The 14903-nt window shown below is 60.5% G+C and carries 15 protein-coding genes; 9 read left to right on the top strand and 6 right to left on the bottom strand.

Annotated elements, in window-relative coordinates; translation table 11 throughout:
- Positions 1–201: 201 nt before the first annotated feature.
- Both EM858_RS21160 and EM858_RS21155 read left to right on the top strand, forming a co-directional pair.
- Positions 202–1533 carry a UDP-glucose/GDP-mannose dehydrogenase family protein gene (locus EM858_RS21160; protein ID WP_127757880.1) on the top strand — a complete coding sequence of 444 codons (1332 nt, stop codon included), beginning with the start codon at positions 202–204 and terminating at the stop codon, positions 1531–1533.
- A gap of 85 nt (positions 1534–1618) precedes the next feature.
- Positions 1619–2641 (top strand): NAD-dependent epimerase, encoded by a 1023-nt coding sequence (locus EM858_RS21155; protein WP_127757879.1) that lies wholly within the window; start codon positions 1619–1621, stop codon positions 2639–2641.
- 2 nt (positions 2642–2643) lie between these two features.
- Here EM858_RS21155 and EM858_RS21150 read toward each other — a convergent pair whose 3' ends face one another.
- Genes EM858_RS21150 through EM858_RS21140 form a run of 3 tightly spaced genes read right to left on the bottom strand, consistent with a single transcriptional unit; the run spans position 2644 to position 6405 of the window.
- Complete coding sequence (locus tag EM858_RS21150; protein WP_080820039.1) at positions 2644–3690, bottom strand: glutathione synthase; 1047 nt, start codon at positions 3688–3690, stop codon at positions 2644–2646.
- A gap of 10 nt (positions 3691–3700) precedes the next feature.
- Entirely contained in the window at positions 3701–5578 is a 1878-nt protein-coding gene (locus EM858_RS21145; RefSeq protein WP_127757896.1) for a flavohemoglobin expression-modulating QEGLA motif protein, read from the bottom strand.
- Complete coding sequence (locus EM858_RS21140) at positions 5575–6405, bottom strand: N-formylglutamate amidohydrolase (protein ID WP_127757897.1); 831 nt, start codon at positions 6403–6405, stop codon at positions 5575–5577. Before EM858_RS21140 ends, EM858_RS21145 begins: the two co-directional genes overlap by 4 nt.
- A 292-nt stretch (positions 6406–6697) precedes the next feature.
- On the opposite strand from EM858_RS21140, the gene EM858_RS21130 reads away from it, so the two are divergent.
- Genes EM858_RS21130 through EM858_RS21105 form a run of 6 tightly spaced genes read left to right on the top strand, consistent with a single transcriptional unit; the run spans position 6698 to position 10576 of the window.
- The gene (locus EM858_RS21130; RefSeq protein WP_080820035.1) at positions 6698–6919 is read left to right on the top strand and encodes a hypothetical protein; all 222 of its coding nucleotides are present in this window, start codon (positions 6698–6700) and stop codon (positions 6917–6919) included.
- 18 nt (positions 6920–6937) lie between these two features.
- Positions 6938–7498: a type 1 glutamine amidotransferase domain-containing protein gene (locus tag EM858_RS21125; RefSeq protein ID WP_127757878.1), complete on the top strand. Its 561-nt coding sequence runs from the start codon at positions 6938–6940 to the stop codon at positions 7496–7498.
- Between the two features lie 59 nt (positions 7499–7557).
- A complete protein-coding gene (locus EM858_RS21120) occupies positions 7558–7998 on the top strand; it encodes a PPC domain-containing DNA-binding protein (RefSeq protein ID WP_127757877.1) in 441 nt (146 codons plus the stop codon).
- Between the two features lie 53 nt (positions 7999–8051).
- Entirely contained in the window at positions 8052–8912 is an 861-nt protein-coding gene (locus EM858_RS21115) for a TIGR02587 family membrane protein (protein WP_127757876.1), read from the top strand.
- A gap of 7 nt (positions 8913–8919) precedes the next feature.
- A complete protein-coding gene (locus EM858_RS21110; protein ID WP_127757875.1) occupies positions 8920–9330 on the top strand; it encodes a TIGR02588 family protein in 411 nt (136 codons plus the stop codon).
- Positions 9331–9349: 19 nt separating this feature from the next.
- A complete protein-coding gene (locus EM858_RS21105) occupies positions 9350–10576 on the top strand; it encodes an FAD-binding oxidoreductase (RefSeq protein WP_127757874.1) in 1227 nt (408 codons plus the stop codon).
- Between the two features lie 6 nt (positions 10577–10582).
- On the opposite strand, the gene EM858_RS21100 is transcribed toward EM858_RS21105, so the two are convergent.
- Positions 10583–11038, bottom strand: a complete 456-nt coding sequence (locus EM858_RS21100; RefSeq protein ID WP_245483034.1) for an MgtC/SapB family protein — start codon at positions 11036–11038, stop codon at positions 10583–10585.
- Between the two features lie 202 nt (positions 11039–11240).
- Here EM858_RS21100 and EM858_RS21095 point away from each other — a divergent pair, with 202 nt between their 5' ends.
- Entirely contained in the window at positions 11241–11741 is a 501-nt protein-coding gene (locus EM858_RS21095) for a ferritin-like domain-containing protein (RefSeq protein WP_065657331.1), read from the top strand.
- Positions 11742–11812: 71 nt separating this feature from the next.
- Here the strand turns inward: EM858_RS21095 and EM858_RS21090 are convergent, their stop codons facing one another.
- Together EM858_RS21090 and EM858_RS21085 are read right to left on the bottom strand one after the other, a co-directional pair.
- Entirely contained in the window at positions 11813–14149 is a 2337-nt protein-coding gene (locus tag EM858_RS21090; RefSeq protein WP_127757872.1) for a glucose/quinate/shikimate family membrane-bound PQQ-dependent dehydrogenase, read from the bottom strand.
- A gap of 103 nt (positions 14150–14252) precedes the next feature.
- A complete protein-coding gene (locus tag EM858_RS21085) occupies positions 14253–14594 on the bottom strand; it encodes a hypothetical protein (protein WP_080820024.1) in 342 nt (113 codons plus the stop codon).
- Positions 14595–14903 lie beyond the last annotated feature (309 nt).

Raw genomic sequence — 14903 nt, 5'->3', positions numbered from 1 at the left:
TGCAAATGGCGGCAAGGTGCGGCAAATTTGTCCCGCCATGGCCATCACATCCCCGTCATGGAAAGAGGTTAGCCGCTGTTGATCGTGGCGCTTGGCGACGGGCATGAAGGCGGCTAAATATTATCATGCGATTTTCACCCGCCGATTTCCCCGGCCGGTATTGCCGCGTTAACATGGCCTCGCTAACCGAAAGGAAAAAGAATGCGGATTGTGATGATCGGTTCGGGTTATGTCGGCCTCGTGTCCGGCGCGTGTTTTGCGGATTTCGGCCATGACGTGGTCTGCGTCGACAAGATGCCGGAGAAGATCGAAGCCCTGAAAAATGGCCATATCCCGATCTTCGAGCCGGGTCTCGATGTCATCGTCGCCAACAATGCCAAGGCCGGGCGGTTGAGCTTCACCACCGATCTTTCCGCAGCCGTCGCCAATGCCGATGTCGTCTTCATCGCGGTCGGCACGCCGTCGCGGCGCGGCGATGGCCATGCCGATCTCGGTTATGTCTATGCGGCGGCGAAAGAGATCGCCCATTCGCTCGATGGCTTTACGGTCATCGTCACCAAATCCACCGTTCCCGTCGGCACCGGCGACGAGGTGGAGCGTATCATCCACGAGGAAAACCCCTCGGCCGATTTCGCCGTGGTCTCCAACCCCGAATTCCTGCGCGAAGGTGCCGCCATCGAGGATTTCAAGCGGCCGGACCGCATCGTTGTCGGCCTCTCGGACGAGCGCGCCCGCCCCGTCATGACCGAAGTTTACCGCCCGCTCTATCTCAATCAGTCGCCGCTGCTCTTCACCACAAGGCGCGCTTCCGAACTGATTAAATATGCCGCCAACGCCTTTCTGGCGATGAAGATCACCTTCATCAACGAGATGGCTGACCTGTGCGAAAAGGTCGGCGCCAATGTGCAGGACGTGTCGCGCGGCATCGGTCTCGATGGCCGCATCGGTTCGAAGTTCCTGCATGCCGGCCCCGGTTATGGCGGCTCCTGTTTCCCGAAGGATACGCTGGCGCTTGCCAAGACCGCGCAGGACTATGACGCGCCGGTGCGGCTGATCGAAACCACCATCGCCATTAACGACAATCGCAAGCGCGCCATGGGCCGCAAGGTCATCAACGCCGTGGGCGGCGATGTGCGCGGCAAGAAGATCGCCGTGCTTGGGCTGACCTTCAAGCCGAATACCGACGACATGCGCGACAGCCCGGCAATCGCCATCATCCAGACCCTGCAGGACGGCGGCGCGAAAGTGGTCGGTTACGACCCGGAAGGCATGGCGAATGCCCGCCATCTGATGGAGGATATCGAATACGCGGCCGGCCCCTACGAAGCGGCGGAAGACGCCGACGCCGTGGTGATCGTGACGGAATGGAACCAGTTCCGCGCGCTCGACCTGCCGCGCCTGAAGGCGATCATGAAAAGCCCTGTTCTGGTGGACCTGCGCAATATCTACCGTACGGATGAGGTCGCCGCGCATGGCTTCATCTATGCCGCGGTCGGTCGCCCGCACGAAGGCGGTTCCGGCAACGGCGCTTAAGGGTTTCGCTTCGCAATTTCATTAAAAGGTTTTCTGCGCTTCGGTCAGACCGCAAACGCACCAACGGATTCGGGATATAATCATCATGCGTTATCTGGTTACCGGCACGGCTGGCTTCATCGGCTTTTATGTTGCCAAGCGGCTCTTGGACGCCGGCCATTTCGTGACCGGCTTCGACGGCATGACGAAATATTACGATGTCAGCCTCAAGGAAAAACGCCACGCCATTCTTTCCCGCTCCAACGGCTTCCGGGCCGAAATCGGCATGCTGGAAGATACGGATGCGCTGAAGCGCGCGGCTGAGGCCGCCGAACCTGAGATCATCATACACCTCGCCGCACAGGCGGGCGTCCGTTACAGCCTTGAAAATCCGCGCGCCTATATCGATTCCAATCTCATCGGCTCGTTCAACATGCTGGAGCTTGCCAGGAGCCTTGAGGTCAAGCATCTGATGCTGGCGTCTACCTCCTCCATCTACGGCGCCAACGAGAAAATACCCTTCGCGGAAAGCGACAAGGCCGACGAGCCGATGACGCTTTATGCCGCCACCAAAAAGTCGATGGAGCTGATGGCGCACAGCTATGCCCATCTGCACAAGCTGCCCACCACCGCCTTCCGCTTCTTCACGGTCTACGGGCCGTGGGGGCGGCCGGACATGGCGCCGATCAAATTCGTCGATGCCGTTTCCAACGGCCGGCCGATCGATATTTACGGGCAAGGCAATATGAGCCGCGATTTCACCTATATAGACGATCTGGTGGAGGGCATCGTCCGGCTGAGCACGGTCATCCCTTCCGAGGAAAACCGTGTTGTGCAGGAAGGTGTCACCGACACGCTGTCGCACCACGCACCCTTCCGCGTGGTCAATATCGGCGGCGGCCAGCCGGTGGAACTGATGCACTTCGTCGAGACGGTCGAAAAGGCGGTCGGGAAACCCGCGATCCGCAACATGTTGCCGATGCAGCAGGGCGATGTTCCGCGCACCTTCGCCTCGCCCGATCTGCTGAGGGCATTGACCGGTTACGTGCCGCAAACCCCGGTCGAAGAGGGCATCAAGGCCCTCGTCGCCTGGTATCGCGAGATGCACCCGGCCCAATTACGGGAGTAACTTCACAACGTCGCCAGCAGGCGGTTGGAGATGGTGCCGCCGGAAGCGCTCTGCATGGTGATCTTGGTTTCCACGGCCTCGATGATCGTGTCGCTGAAATCCATCTCGGTGAGATCGCGGATATTGGAAAGTCCTCCCGGGGAAAACACGTTCACTTCCAGTATCTTGTCACCGACGATATCGAGCCCGACGAGGAACATGCCGTCCTCCACCAGCTTCGGCCGCACCATTTCGGCAAGCGCCACGATTTCATCCGTCACCTTCACGGCTTCCGCCGTGCCATGGGCATGGATATTGGAGCGCAGATCGCCCTTGGCCGGCACGCGGCGAAGGGCGGCATATTTGCCTTCACGCATCAGCGGACGGCCATTCATCATGAAGAAGCGGATATCGCCATCCTTGGCGGCAGGCAGATAGGCCTGCGCGATCAGATATCCCTCAAGGCTGACAGCCTCAAAAATCTGGTTGAGATTGGTCTCCTTGCTGGAGCCGATCTTGAAGACGTTCTTGCCGCCGGAACCCTGCAGCGGCTTGACGATGACGCCCTTGGGGTGCGCGTCGGCAAAGGCGCGGATTTCATCGACATTGCGCGAAATGATCGTAGTCGGGCGGACGATTTCCGGAAAGCTCTGGAAATAGAGCTTGTTCTGCGCGAGTGCCAGACCTTCTGGATCGTTCAGCACCACGACGCCCCGCTGTTCGGCAAGCCGCCCGAACAGGATGCCGGCATGCACCGCCCATGGCCGCGTCGTCTGGTCGAGCGAGGGATCGTTGCGCAGCATCAGCGCATCGATTTCCTCCACATCCATGGTCCGCCGCTCCAGCGCCTTGTCCTGAAGCGTGGAATGGAACGTCTCGCCTTTCTTGATTTTACCCTTCGGCAGCACGGTGGCGTGAATGGTCAGGCTGTCGTCCGAGCGTAATGTGAAATCGCCGGGCGTCAGATAGACCACCTCATGGCCGCGATTGAGCGCCGCCATGGCAAGCAGGCCGGTCGCGTAGTTCGGTCCTTCTGTTTCGATGGAATTGACGAAAAATGCGATACGCATGAAGCCCCTCCTATAATGTCGCCAGTTCGGCAATGGATAATCCCGCCCGTATTTTTTCCAGCCGTTCATTGGCCCTGGCGGGCAGCAGGAATGCGGGCCTGACGCCCGGCGGGCGAAGCAGGCCGCGCAGGGCAAGCTCCTGCATCACCGGAAAATGGGCGGCGGCGATCTTGCCCATCCAGAACGGATCGAGCGCCCCGCCCCTGCGCAGATGGTCCAGCACTTCAGCAAGCCCGCGCAGATAGATCGCATCCTTGGAAAGACCGCCGCCGCGATAGATGCGCAGCACCATGTTGAAGGCCCCGGCCTCGTCGAAACCGTGATCGCGGGTCATGGTGCGGAAGGTCTCCACGAAGCTTGCCCCATCCAGCATGGCGGCGCAGCCGATAACGCGGCCGGCGATCAGCCGCAGGCGCTCGCGCGTCATGCCGCCAGCCAGATGTTCCGCCAGCACCGCCAGCCCCTCCTGCACGCCCTCGTAACCGGAAAGGCCGGTTCGGAAGAGGCGCAGCCCCTGAAACGAACCGTTGAAATAGGTAAGAAGATGCACGCCGATCTCATGCGACAGCAGCGCCTCGACACGGCGCTGTTCCATGACGGTATGGCGGGAGATCAAAAGCTTCTCGCCCGTCACCATCAGGCCCGGCGGCAGGTCGTCGCGGATTTCGACGCGCGCCTTGAATTCCGGGTCTTCCGCAAGATAGGTCTCGACCATCTCCCGCGACTTCTTGGCGACCGCGTAACAATCGACCATGGCGATTTCACTGGTCTCCTCCCTGCGCGGGCAATCCGCAAGCACGCGCAGCGCCAGCTGAAGGAGAGCCGGTTCGACAGCGCCATAAAGGGCGCGTGAAAAATCGGTGAAGGTGCGATGGTGCAGATTGGCGAGCATCGTCAGTTGCAGATCGATCTCCTGCTGTTTCTCCCGGTAGAGATTATAAAGCACCGGGTCTTCCAGATGATCGAAAACGACGGAATAAAGCTTGCGTTTCTGCTCCTCCACATCGACGCCGAGCGGCCGGTAAAGCAGGCGCGGCGCGAACTGAAAGCCGCCATCGCGAAACTCCTCGAAGGCCCGCCGGGCATTGATGGGCGTGACGGAAAGCAGAAAATCGAAGGATGAAACAATATCGTCGACGGACCGGTCGGCACGCCTGACCGCATCGACGAAGGCCTTGCGCCCCAGCGCCCGATGGCTGGTGACCTTGAGGGCGTCCTTGCCCGAAGCGAAGGATGAAAAAGCCTGCAGGCCGGCATCGAAAAGATCGGCGATCATCGTCACCCGCAGGCCCGGATAATCCGCACCGGATTCCGGCTGGCGGTAGATCGGCGCAAAACGCACGCTGATACAGGGAAAATCGAGGCCCGCATTCTGGAAACGCAGAACCGGATCGGCATCCGGCTCCGGCCGGGTGATGCGCGGCGTGCGAAAACGCACTTCGGCATCGCAAACCGCCTTGATGAAGACCCTGCGGGCATTCTGCGTCTCTGGCTCAGCCGTCGCCGAGACGGAAACCTCATAATGCGGCAGGAAAGGCGAATCGTCGGCCAGCAGGATGTCATGCTCCAGCTCGCCGATATCGAGGACGATGAAGGCGCCGAAACGCTGCCGCATGACCGTGCCAACGGCCTCGATCAGCGGCGCAGCCTCCTGAATGGTCGACGCGATCAGATAGGAGGCATGGGCGGCGGCGATATCGCGGGCAGCGAGATTTTTCGTGCCGCCCGTCAGATGGAGGCAGAGGAAGGGCAACGGCCGGTCGATATGCAGGCGGCCGTCTTTGCCGACATCGCGGCGGATGGCCTTGCCAGCCTCGAGGCAGGACACGACGTCATCGACCAGATCGGCGATGGGAGACGGTGCGCTGCGGGCGGAGGAGAGGTTCATCGCCGCGACCTCAGGCACTCTTCGAGCACCGGCTGAAGTGCTGCGATCGCTTGGCGAATATCCGCCACTACACGCGCATCCGGCTTTCCCGTCCACTCGTCCATGAAGAACTTCTTGAACTCGACCGCAATGGCGCAGCCATTTTCGGCGAACCTTTCGTGGATGAAACGGGTCTGCTCCCCCTTGCCCTGAAACGCCACGTTCTCGCGAACATCGAGGCGGCGTCCGCCGATGGTCGCTGACGCGAAATGGTGCCCGACCGCGCTCACGATATCGCCCCAGCGGCTGCGATCCATGGAAAATGTGCCGATATTGATATCGGGCGCCTCCGCCTGCGCCGTCGGCGGCGCGCCGGCGCCCTGCCGGCGATGATTATAGCTGTGCACATCGAGCACCACGAAAGCGCCGTGCCGCCTTTCGATTGCAGAGAGCACGGTCTCCAGCATCGCATAATAGTCGGCGTGAAAAGCGAGCGATTGGCGGATGGCTTCCTGCGCCGGCTCCTCTTTCCAGACCTCAAGCCCCCAGGATTGTTCCGGCGTCAGATAGATCGCGTGATCGGCCGCACGGTTGAGATCGATTTCGAAACGCGAATGGCGAACGACGATGCGGTTCGTCAGTCCCGCGACCATCTCACCGGTGAAAGGGTCTTCCTCCCGCAGCCGCTGTTCCGGGGAAAGGGCGATGAGCCCGGCTACGTCCGGTCTAATGCGATGACCGTCATGAATGGCCGTGCCGATAACCGGTGAATTGCCGAAATCGATCGACCAGAAACCCTTGTTGTCGTTGTTACCGTGGTATTCGCCGTCGCTCTGTCTGGCTGCCATGCTGCCTCCCCTGCATCGGGGATAAAACAGCGGGACATGCCCGTTTGTTCCGGGAAAAAATTGCGCGCGATACATTCGGCACCGGCAACGAGGCCGCCGAAAAAACTGGGGAACCTTACCGGAAAGCTCACGTTGTTCCAGCAGGAGGGGCCGCCGTGTCAAACGGACGCGATGGCGCTGAAGAACATCGGGATTTTTCCGTTTTCTCCCGGTGGCCAACGAAATGGCAGCCGAGCTTCTTACCCATCCGGCACCCCTCCGTTCCCGCTTTCCACGCACAAGGAGCCGCGACATGGAAAAGACCGAAACTCGCAAACTTGCGGAAGAATATTTGCGTCTCGGCGGCACGCGTCAGGTGATGATCGATGACAACAAGACCTTCGTGCGCCAATGGCAGCACGAACCGGCGGAAGCCGAACGGTTCTGGCAAACGCATATCGAAAATCTCGACGCGAAGCGCCTCAAGGACGTGGAATTTTTCCTGCCCTCCATGAATTCCGACAAGGACAAGTGAACCCAGAAGGAGACAGACATGACTGCCATCAACGCTGCAAAAATCCTCATTCTCGCAACCGACGGCTATGAGCGTTCCGAACTGCGCGTGCCCTATGACCGGCTGAAGGCCAAAGGTGCAGACGTGAAGGTCGCCTCCATCAAGGAGGGCGAGATCAGGAGCTGGGACAAGAAGAACTGGGGCGACAGCATCGCCGTCGACCTTCCCGCCAAGGCCGTAAAAACGGAAGATTTTGACGCGCTGGTTCTTCCCGGGGGCCAGATCAATCCGGACGTTCTGCGCCATGACGAGGATGCGATGCGGGTGGTGCGTGATTTCATCAAATCCGGCAAGGTGGTGGCCGCCATCTGCCACGCACCCTGGCTGCTTGTAGAAGCCGACGCCCTGCGTGGCCGCGACGCCACCTCCTATTGGTCGATCAAGACCGACCTCAAGAACGCCGGCGCCAACTGGAAGGATGAAAAAGTGGTGACCGACAAGGGGATCATTACCTCCCGCAGCCCTGACGATCTCGATGCCTTCGTCGCCAAGATCGTGGAAGAGGTCGAGGAAGGCCGCCACGAACGCCGCGCCGCTTAAGGCACGTACCATATTCGTGCCGCCGGTTTCCCGGCGGCACTTCTATTTGGGAGGAAGACATGAAAAGCAGATTGCTGGCAAGCGGCTCGGAGCGCACCTTCATCCTCGTCATCGATCCAGAGGAAGAAGCCTTCGAGGCCATCAGGCGCTTTGCCAGGGCCGAGAACATCAACGCCGCCTCGGTTACCGCAATCGGTGCCTTCGCCACGGCGACACTCGCCTTTTTCGATCTTTCGACAAAGGACTATAAGGAAATACCGGTCACCGACCAGAGCGAGGTTCTGAGCCTGCTCGGCGATATCACCCTTGACGAGAACGATACGCCCAATCCGCACCTGCATGTGGTTCTGGGCTTTGCCGATGGCTCCACGAAGGGCGGCCATTTTCTGAAGGGCATGGTGCGGCCGACGCTGGAAGTCGTCATCCGCGAAACACCTGCGGAATTGCGGCGCAGCTATCGCCGGGAATTCGGCATCGCTCTCATCGATCCCGCGAAATAAACCCACGGAACCGGAAAAACGCCATTGCGTTATCGCTTTGGACAGGGGGCGGCATGGTGACGGCGATCAATCGAAGAGATGCGGATGATGACGAGGTCGGGCAATTTCTGATCGGTCTCGCGCGTGGCACGGCGGGTGCATTGCTGTTTGCCCTGCCCATGCTGATGACCATGGAAATGTGGTTTCTCGGCCTTTACGCCAATTCCTGGCGGCTTCTGCTGCTCTGCATCCTCAACCTGCCGCTGCTGCTTCTTCTCGCCCGCCGCATCGGTTTCGAGAATATTCACTCCTGGAGCCAGGCGCTGCGCGATGCGATAACGGCCTATGGGCTGGGCATCGCCGTGAGCGCGGCCGTGCTCTTGCTGTTCGGCATTCTGAACGACCAGATCACCGCTTCCAACATCGTCGCCAAGATTGCCCTGCAATCCGTTCCAGCCAGCATCGGCGCGCTGCTCGGACGCAGCCAGCTCGGTCAGCATTCCGACGCGGAGGATGAAGAGGAAGGCGAATATTCCGGCGAGACGGGTTATCTGCACGAACTGTTCATGATGGTTGTCGGTGCGCTTTTCCTCAGCCTCAATGTCGCGCCGACGGAAGAAATGATCCTGATCGCCTATAAGGTGACGCCCTATCACATTCTGGCGCTTTGCCTGCTGTCGATCGCCATCATGCATGGCTTTGTCTACGCGCTTCACTTCAAGGGCTCGCACCAGCTGCACGAGGGGCAGAAGTGGTGGCAATCCTTAATCCGCTTCACCCTGCCCGGTTATGTCATCGCCATCGCCATCAGCATCTATACGCTCTGGACCTTCGAGCGCCTTGACCACACCTCGCTGTCGCAGATCATGAACGCCGCCGTCATTCTCGGCGTTCCCGCCTCGATCGGCGCGGCCTCCGCCCGGCTGATCCTGTGAGGACAAGATGACGATATCCAAGGGCCGCAAACATACGGAAAGCTCCGAGCCCCACTGGGTGGAATGGCTGACGGGCGTCATCTGCACGCTTCTTGTCGCCGCCATGCTGGGCTGGATCGGTTATGACATTTATCGCTACAGACCGGAGGATGCCCGCTTCGAAATCGCCGTTACCGGCGTGGAGGCGCAGGCCGGGCAATACCGGGTACGGTTCGATATCCGCAACCTGTCCATGACGACGGCGGCGCAGGTGCAAGTGCGTGGCAACCTGCAGCAAAACGACGCGACACTGGAGAGCGCCGATGTGACATTCGATTACGTCGCCTCGGAGTCTCGCGACACCGGCACGCTTTTCTTCCGCAACGATCCCCGCAGCGCAACGCTCACCATCAATGTCGCCGGTTATACAGAGCCGTGACACCTTTCAGGATGATTTCATGCCGACATCGGAACTGACGAAAGAACGCGACCTCAGGGATTCAAAGCCCGTGTGGGCGGATACGCCGCGCATCGGCCTCCGCAGCAGGCATACGCCGGAAGCCGACCATTACGACACGATCGTCGTCGGCGCCGGTATCAGCGGCGCGCTGGTGTCCCATGCCCTTCAACGGCCGGGTCAATCCATGCTGATCGTTGACCGGCGCGAGCCGGTAATGGGCAGCAGCGTCGCCAGCACCGCGATGATCCAGCACGAAATCGACACGCCGCTGACACAGCTTCGAAAGATGATCGGCAGGCACGCGGCTGACCGGGCATGGCAGCGTTCCGCCCGCGCCGTCCTGCGGCTGGAGGAAATCGTTTCTTCGCTCGGCATCTCCTGCAGCATGAGGCGCAAACAGGCCCTTTATCTGGCTGGAGACGAAATGGGATCGCGGGCGTTGAAGGCCGAAACGGCAGCCCGCAAAGAAGCGGGCATCGAGGCCCGTCTTCTCACGGCTGCGGAACTGAGAGAGCAATACGGCTTGCACCGGACCGGGGCCATCCTCAGCGATATTTCGGCCTCCGCCAATCCCGCGCAGCTGACGGCCGGCCTGCTGCGCCACACGGCGGGCGCCGGCGCCGAAATCGTCTCCCAGCTTGAGATCACCGATCTCAGGAACCTCGGCGACGAGGTTGTCCTTGCCACCGCCGGCGGCAAAATCCTTTCAGCACGCAATGTCGTTTTCTGCACCGGCTATGAATTCCTGAAAATGCTGGAGAGCCCGAAACACCAGATCATTTCCACCTGGGCGCTGGCGAGCAGAAAGGGGCTGAACCTCCCCGACTGGCTGGAGAACCATATCGTCTGGGAGGCCTCCGATCCCTATCTCTACCTGCGCACCGACCGGGAGGGGCGGATGATCGCCGGAGGCGAGGACGAGGAAAACCCCACCGCCTACCAGTCGGAGCGCAAGCTCGCCGCCAAGGCGGAGACGATCCGCCGCAAGATCGAGAAGCTTCTCGGTATCGATATGGGAAAGCCGGAATATCGCTGGGCGGCGGCCTTCGGCTCGACCACCACTGGCCTGCCGCTGATTGGCGCTGTGCCCGGAATGAACAACGTCTATGCCGTGATGGGTTTCGGCGGTAACGGCATCACCTTCAGCCAGATCGCCGCTGAAATCGTGGCCGCCGCCATCAATGGCGGCAAGGATCCAGACGCCGATCTTTTCCGCTTCGGCTGATCTCGTTCATTCCTCCTTGATGCCCGCCGCCACCTGTATGCGGCGCAGCGTCCACAGGACGACAATGCCCATTCCCGAGGCAAGAAAAGCAAGCGGCCACATGCCAAGACCGACCGAGAGGCCGATTGCCGCCGAAAGCCACATGCTGGCGCCCGTCGTCAGGCCTTTGACATCGCCCCGGGTATATACAACCACACCCGCCGCGAGAAAGGCGATGCCCGCCGTCACCGCCTCAACCAGGCGGATGGGATCAAGCCGTGCGGCCTCATGGCCTTCCGCCATCGTCTCCATCATGTGGATGGTGATGACGCAGAAGGTGACGGCGGCAAGGCCGATCAGCATGTTGGTGCGCAGGCCGGCGGTGTTCTTGTGAAACTCCCGCTCCAGACCGATCAGGCCGCACAGGATGACCGCCCCGAACACACGCACCAGCAGCACCTCGAAGGGGATGGAAATATTCATGGAAAATTCTTCTGCAAGGCTCTGGGGCACTGTCGCGTCTCCTCCCGAAATTTCTTCACACTAAGTTCGCAGAGGCGTGTTGGTTCCGCACGGCAATATAAACGTTGCGCGCAACCGAGCCGGAACCATGGGCGCAGCAAAGGGTTTGTCTCCCGTGCGCGTGGGCGCACGTCATGTATTTTCACACATGGGAGAAGGACCAATGGCCGAGAAGAAACTCGATGATCTGTTCTACGACACGCTGAAAGATATCTATTACGCCGAACGGCAAATCCTGAAAGCCCTGCCGAAGATGGCACGGGCAGCGACCGATCCGAAGCTGAAACAGGCCTTTGAAAAACACAAGGAAGAAACCCAGGGCCACGTCGAACGCCTGCAGGAGGTGTTCGAGATCATCGGCAAGCGGGCGCAGGGCAAGACCTGCGAAGCCATTCAGGGCATCATCGCCGAGGGCGAGGAAATCATGGAGGACTTCAAGGGCACGCCCGCCCTCGACGCCGGTCTGGTTTCCTCGGCACAGGCGGTCGAGCACTATGAGATCGCCCGTTACGGCACGCTGAAGGCATGGGCGGAAAAGCTGGGCCACACGAAAGCAGTTTCGTTGCTGGATGCCACGCTCAAGGAAGAAGCGAAGACCGATGATGCGCTGACCGCGCTCGCCAAGACTTCGGTTAACGCCGCCGCCGAGAAAAAGGCGGCTTGATACCCTCCTTCGCAGCAAAAACCGGAATGGTCTCCCATTCCGGTTTTTTTGTATCTTGAAACCTGCAGAGATTACGGCAGGGTATAAGCGATCACATAGTCGCCCGGTTTGGTTCCGACGGAGCCGTGGCCACCCGCAACCATCACCACATATTGCTTGCCGTCATCCAGCGCATAGGTCATCGGCGTTGCCTGGCCGCCGGCCGGCAGGCGCGCTTCCCAAAGCTGTTTGCCGGTCGTCAGGTCATAGGCGCGCAGATAGTTGTCAACGGCCGCCCCGAGGAAGGCGACGCCCCCCTTGGTGATCATCGGCCCGCCAATGCCCGGCACACCCACCTTGAAGGGCAGCGGCAGCGGCGTCATGTCATGGACCGTGCCGTTCTTGTGCTTGTAGGCGATATCGCCGGTGCGCAGGTCAGCACCCGCGACATAACCCCATGGCGGGGCCTGGCAAGGAATCTGCAGCGGACCGAGGAACGGACCCATGAAGACGCCATAGGGTGCGCCGTCATTGCGGTTGAGGCCCTGTTCGCTCCCCTTTTCGTCCTGGCCCTTCGGCGGAATGTCGGCGCGCGGCACGAGCTGCGAGGTGAAGGCGAGATAGGTCGGCATGCCGAACATCACCTGGCGTTCGGGATCGACCGCCACGCTGCCCCAGTTGAAGGTACCGAAATTGCCGGGATAGATGATCGAGCCGGTGAGCGAAGGCGGCGTATAGCGGCCCTTGTAGTTCAGCTGATGGAAGCGGATGCGGCAGGCGAGCTGATCGAACATGGAGACGCCCCACATGTCCTTTTCCTGCAACGGCTCCGGTTTGAAGGACAAGGCCGTCGTCGGCTGCGTCGGGGAGGTGAAATCCTCCGGGATGGCGCCGCCCGGCGCGGGCTCTTCGGTGATCGGCAGAAGCGGCTCGCCGGTGCGCCGGTCGAGAACGTAGATATCGCCCTGCTTGGTGGGGCCGACGAGGGCCGGCACGGTCTGGCCGTCCTTGGTGATGTCGAGCAGCACCGGCTGGGCCGGCACGTCCATGTCCCAGAGATCGTGATGAACCGTCTGGCGCACCCAGCGATCCTTGCCGGTGTTTATATCCAGCGCGACGATGGAGGAGGAATATTTCTCCACATTCTCGCTGCGGCCCATGCCGAGCTGATCCGGCACCTGATTGCCAAGCGGGATATAAACGAGCCCGAGGCCCTCATCATAACTGAAGACCGACCAGCTGTTGGGCGAATTGGTGGTGTAGGTTTCACCCGCCGCAATCGGTTCGGTTTTCGCCGGGTTGCCGGAATCCCAGTTCCAGACGAGCGCGCCGCTATTCACATCGAAAGCGCGGATGACGCCGGACTGTTCCTGCGTGGAATAGTTGTCGTTCACCGCGCCGCCGATGATGATCTTGCCCGCCACGATGACGGGCGGCGAGGTCGAGTAATAATAACCGGCAGGATTGTATTTCATGCCCTGCTCAAGATGCAGCACACCCTGATCGGCAAAGGACGTGCAAACCTGACCGGTGGCGGCGTCAAGCGCGATCAGCCGCGCATCCGAGATCGGCAGGTAGACGCGCTCGGCGCAGGCCGTGCCCTGAGCGGCATTCGGCTCGGCATAATAGGAAACGCCGCGGCATGTCTGGTGCTGGCGATCCGGATTGAGACCGACATTCGGGTCGTATTTCCACTTTTCCTTGCCGGTGGCGGCATCGATGGCAATCGCCCAATTATGCGGCGTGCAGATATAAAGCGTATTGCCGATCTTGAGCGGCGTCACCTGATAGGTGGTTTCACCCACATCATCGGGCAGCTTCACATCGCCCGTCTGGTAACGCCAGGCTTCCTTGAGCTGCGAGACATTGTCGACATTGACCTGGGTCAGCGGCGAATAACGCTGGCCATAGGGCGTGCGGCCATATTGATGCCAGTCACCGTCAGGTACATTGCCGCCATAGGCAGGCGTGACCGAGGCGGTTTCCTTAGGCAGGGAACCTGCCTTATCGTGCGGATCCTGCGCCATGGAATATCCGGCCACGACGATGGAGGCGAGCACGGAAAGGGCAAGCGGCCAGGCGTTCGGCCCGTAGCTAAGCCCGGTCGGGCTCGAAAAACCAAGCGGCCTTCTGACCCATGGAACCAGAAGCCAGAGGCCGATGAGAATGATGATGCCGCCGCGCGGGCCAAGCTGCCACCAGTCGAAGCCGACTTCCCAGATGGCCCAGGCGAGTGTGGCGACAATGAAGACGGCATAGACGTGAAGGGCTGCGCGATTGCGCTTGAACAGCAGAATGGCCGTCAACAGAAAGGCCAGTCCGGAGAGCACGTAATAAAAGCTCCCGCCCAGCATGACGAGCTGAGAGCCGAAACCGAACAGCGCAAGACCGATCAGCGTGAGAACAACTGCAGTGACGGTGACTGCCATGAATGAAACCCCCGATTCCTGTCACTTTGCGTGAAATGAAATCGGGCGCGATCTGGTTCCATGAAAATCATCATCGTCGCGAAAAAACTTCACGCCATGGTGGTCATGGGTTTTGCGGTGCTCCGGTCGAATCCTGCGGCGTGGGATTTGTTTCTGTCGAGGACGGCGGTTGGGGACGGCCATTTGCCGGATTGTTGTCGAAGCTTCCCGGTCCGGACGGCTGCTGCGGCACGGGCGCTGTCTCGGTCTGCGGGTTCTGCGGCAGGTTCTCGTCGGGTTCGAAAACCGAATATTCGACAACGGCCCAGACCACCAATGCAAGAAACACGCTGACGATCAGAATGACAAGGACGGGACGTCCGCGCGATCCCTGCCGCGCGCGCGTTGCCGTTTCGCTTTTTGGAGCATCCCGACTGTCGGGATAGCTGGCATTTTCTCTGGCCATGTCTTTCACTCCCTGTAACCCTGTTGATCTAATCCCCGGGGTCAGGGTTTTGTTCCAGATCGCCGGAGAACGGCTTTCACCTCACTCGGCCGGCAAACGCGCCCTGTCACAGTCCGCTACATCCACCGCGCTGAAGCTTTGCCCGAGGCCGAGCCAGGAAACCGGCCGCCGCGCTCCATCATCCGTTTCCGATGGATCGTCTGCTGGGCTGTCAAAATTCGCCGACGACAGGGGTGATGGCCGCCTGTGAAATCCGGCGCCGGAAAAGGAGAGGTGTTGTTTCAGCTCATGGCGCCATTGGCGACACAG

Origin of the sequence: Agrobacterium sp. CNPSo 2736, assembly GCF_004005385.1 — a bacterium.
In the GTDB taxonomy this organism is placed as follows: domain Bacteria; phylum Pseudomonadota; class Alphaproteobacteria; order Rhizobiales; family Rhizobiaceae; genus Agrobacterium; species Agrobacterium leguminum.
The sequence above is the reverse complement of the archived record's forward strand: the minus strand, read 5'-3'. Positions and strand labels throughout refer to the sequence as shown.

Excerpts from the sequence above, each read along its gene's own strand:
- EM858_RS21160 (WP_127757880.1), top strand. The coding sequence starts at position 202 with ATGCGGATTGTGATGATCGGTTCGGGTTATGTCGGCCTCGTGTCCGGC.
- EM858_RS21155 (WP_127757879.1), top strand. The coding sequence starts at position 1,619 with ATGCGTTATCTGGTTACCGGCACGGCTGGCTTCATCGGCTTTTATGTT.
- EM858_RS21150 (WP_080820039.1), bottom strand. The coding sequence starts at position 3,690 with ATGCGTATCGCATTTTTCGTCAATTCCATCGAAACAGAAGGACCGAAC.
- EM858_RS21145 (WP_127757896.1), bottom strand. The coding sequence starts at position 5,578 with ATGAACCTCTCCTCCGCCCGCAGCGCACCGTCTCCCATCGCCGATCTG.
- EM858_RS21140 (WP_127757897.1), bottom strand. The coding sequence starts at position 6,405 with ATGGCAGCCAGACAGAGCGACGGCGAATACCACGGTAACAACGACAAC.
- EM858_RS21130 (WP_080820035.1), top strand. The coding sequence starts at position 6,698 with ATGGAAAAGACCGAAACTCGCAAACTTGCGGAAGAATATTTGCGTCTC.
- EM858_RS21125 (WP_127757878.1), top strand. The coding sequence starts at position 6,938 with ATGACTGCCATCAACGCTGCAAAAATCCTCATTCTCGCAACCGACGGC.
- EM858_RS21120 (WP_127757877.1), top strand. The coding sequence starts at position 7,558 with ATGAAAAGCAGATTGCTGGCAAGCGGCTCGGAGCGCACCTTCATCCTC.
- EM858_RS21115 (WP_127757876.1), top strand. The coding sequence starts at position 8,052 with ATGGTGACGGCGATCAATCGAAGAGATGCGGATGATGACGAGGTCGGG.
- EM858_RS21110 (WP_127757875.1), top strand. The coding sequence starts at position 8,920 with ATGACGATATCCAAGGGCCGCAAACATACGGAAAGCTCCGAGCCCCAC.
- EM858_RS21105 (WP_127757874.1), top strand. The coding sequence starts at position 9,350 with ATGCCGACATCGGAACTGACGAAAGAACGCGACCTCAGGGATTCAAAG.
- EM858_RS21100 (WP_245483034.1), bottom strand. The coding sequence starts at position 11,038 with ATGAATATTTCCATCCCCTTCGAGGTGCTGCTGGTGCGTGTGTTCGGG.
- EM858_RS21095 (WP_065657331.1), top strand. The coding sequence starts at position 11,241 with ATGGCCGAGAAGAAACTCGATGATCTGTTCTACGACACGCTGAAAGAT.
- EM858_RS21090 (WP_127757872.1), bottom strand. The coding sequence starts at position 14,149 with ATGGCAGTCACCGTCACTGCAGTTGTTCTCACGCTGATCGGTCTTGCG.
- EM858_RS21085 (WP_080820024.1), bottom strand. The coding sequence starts at position 14,594 with ATGGCCAGAGAAAATGCCAGCTATCCCGACAGTCGGGATGCTCCAAAA.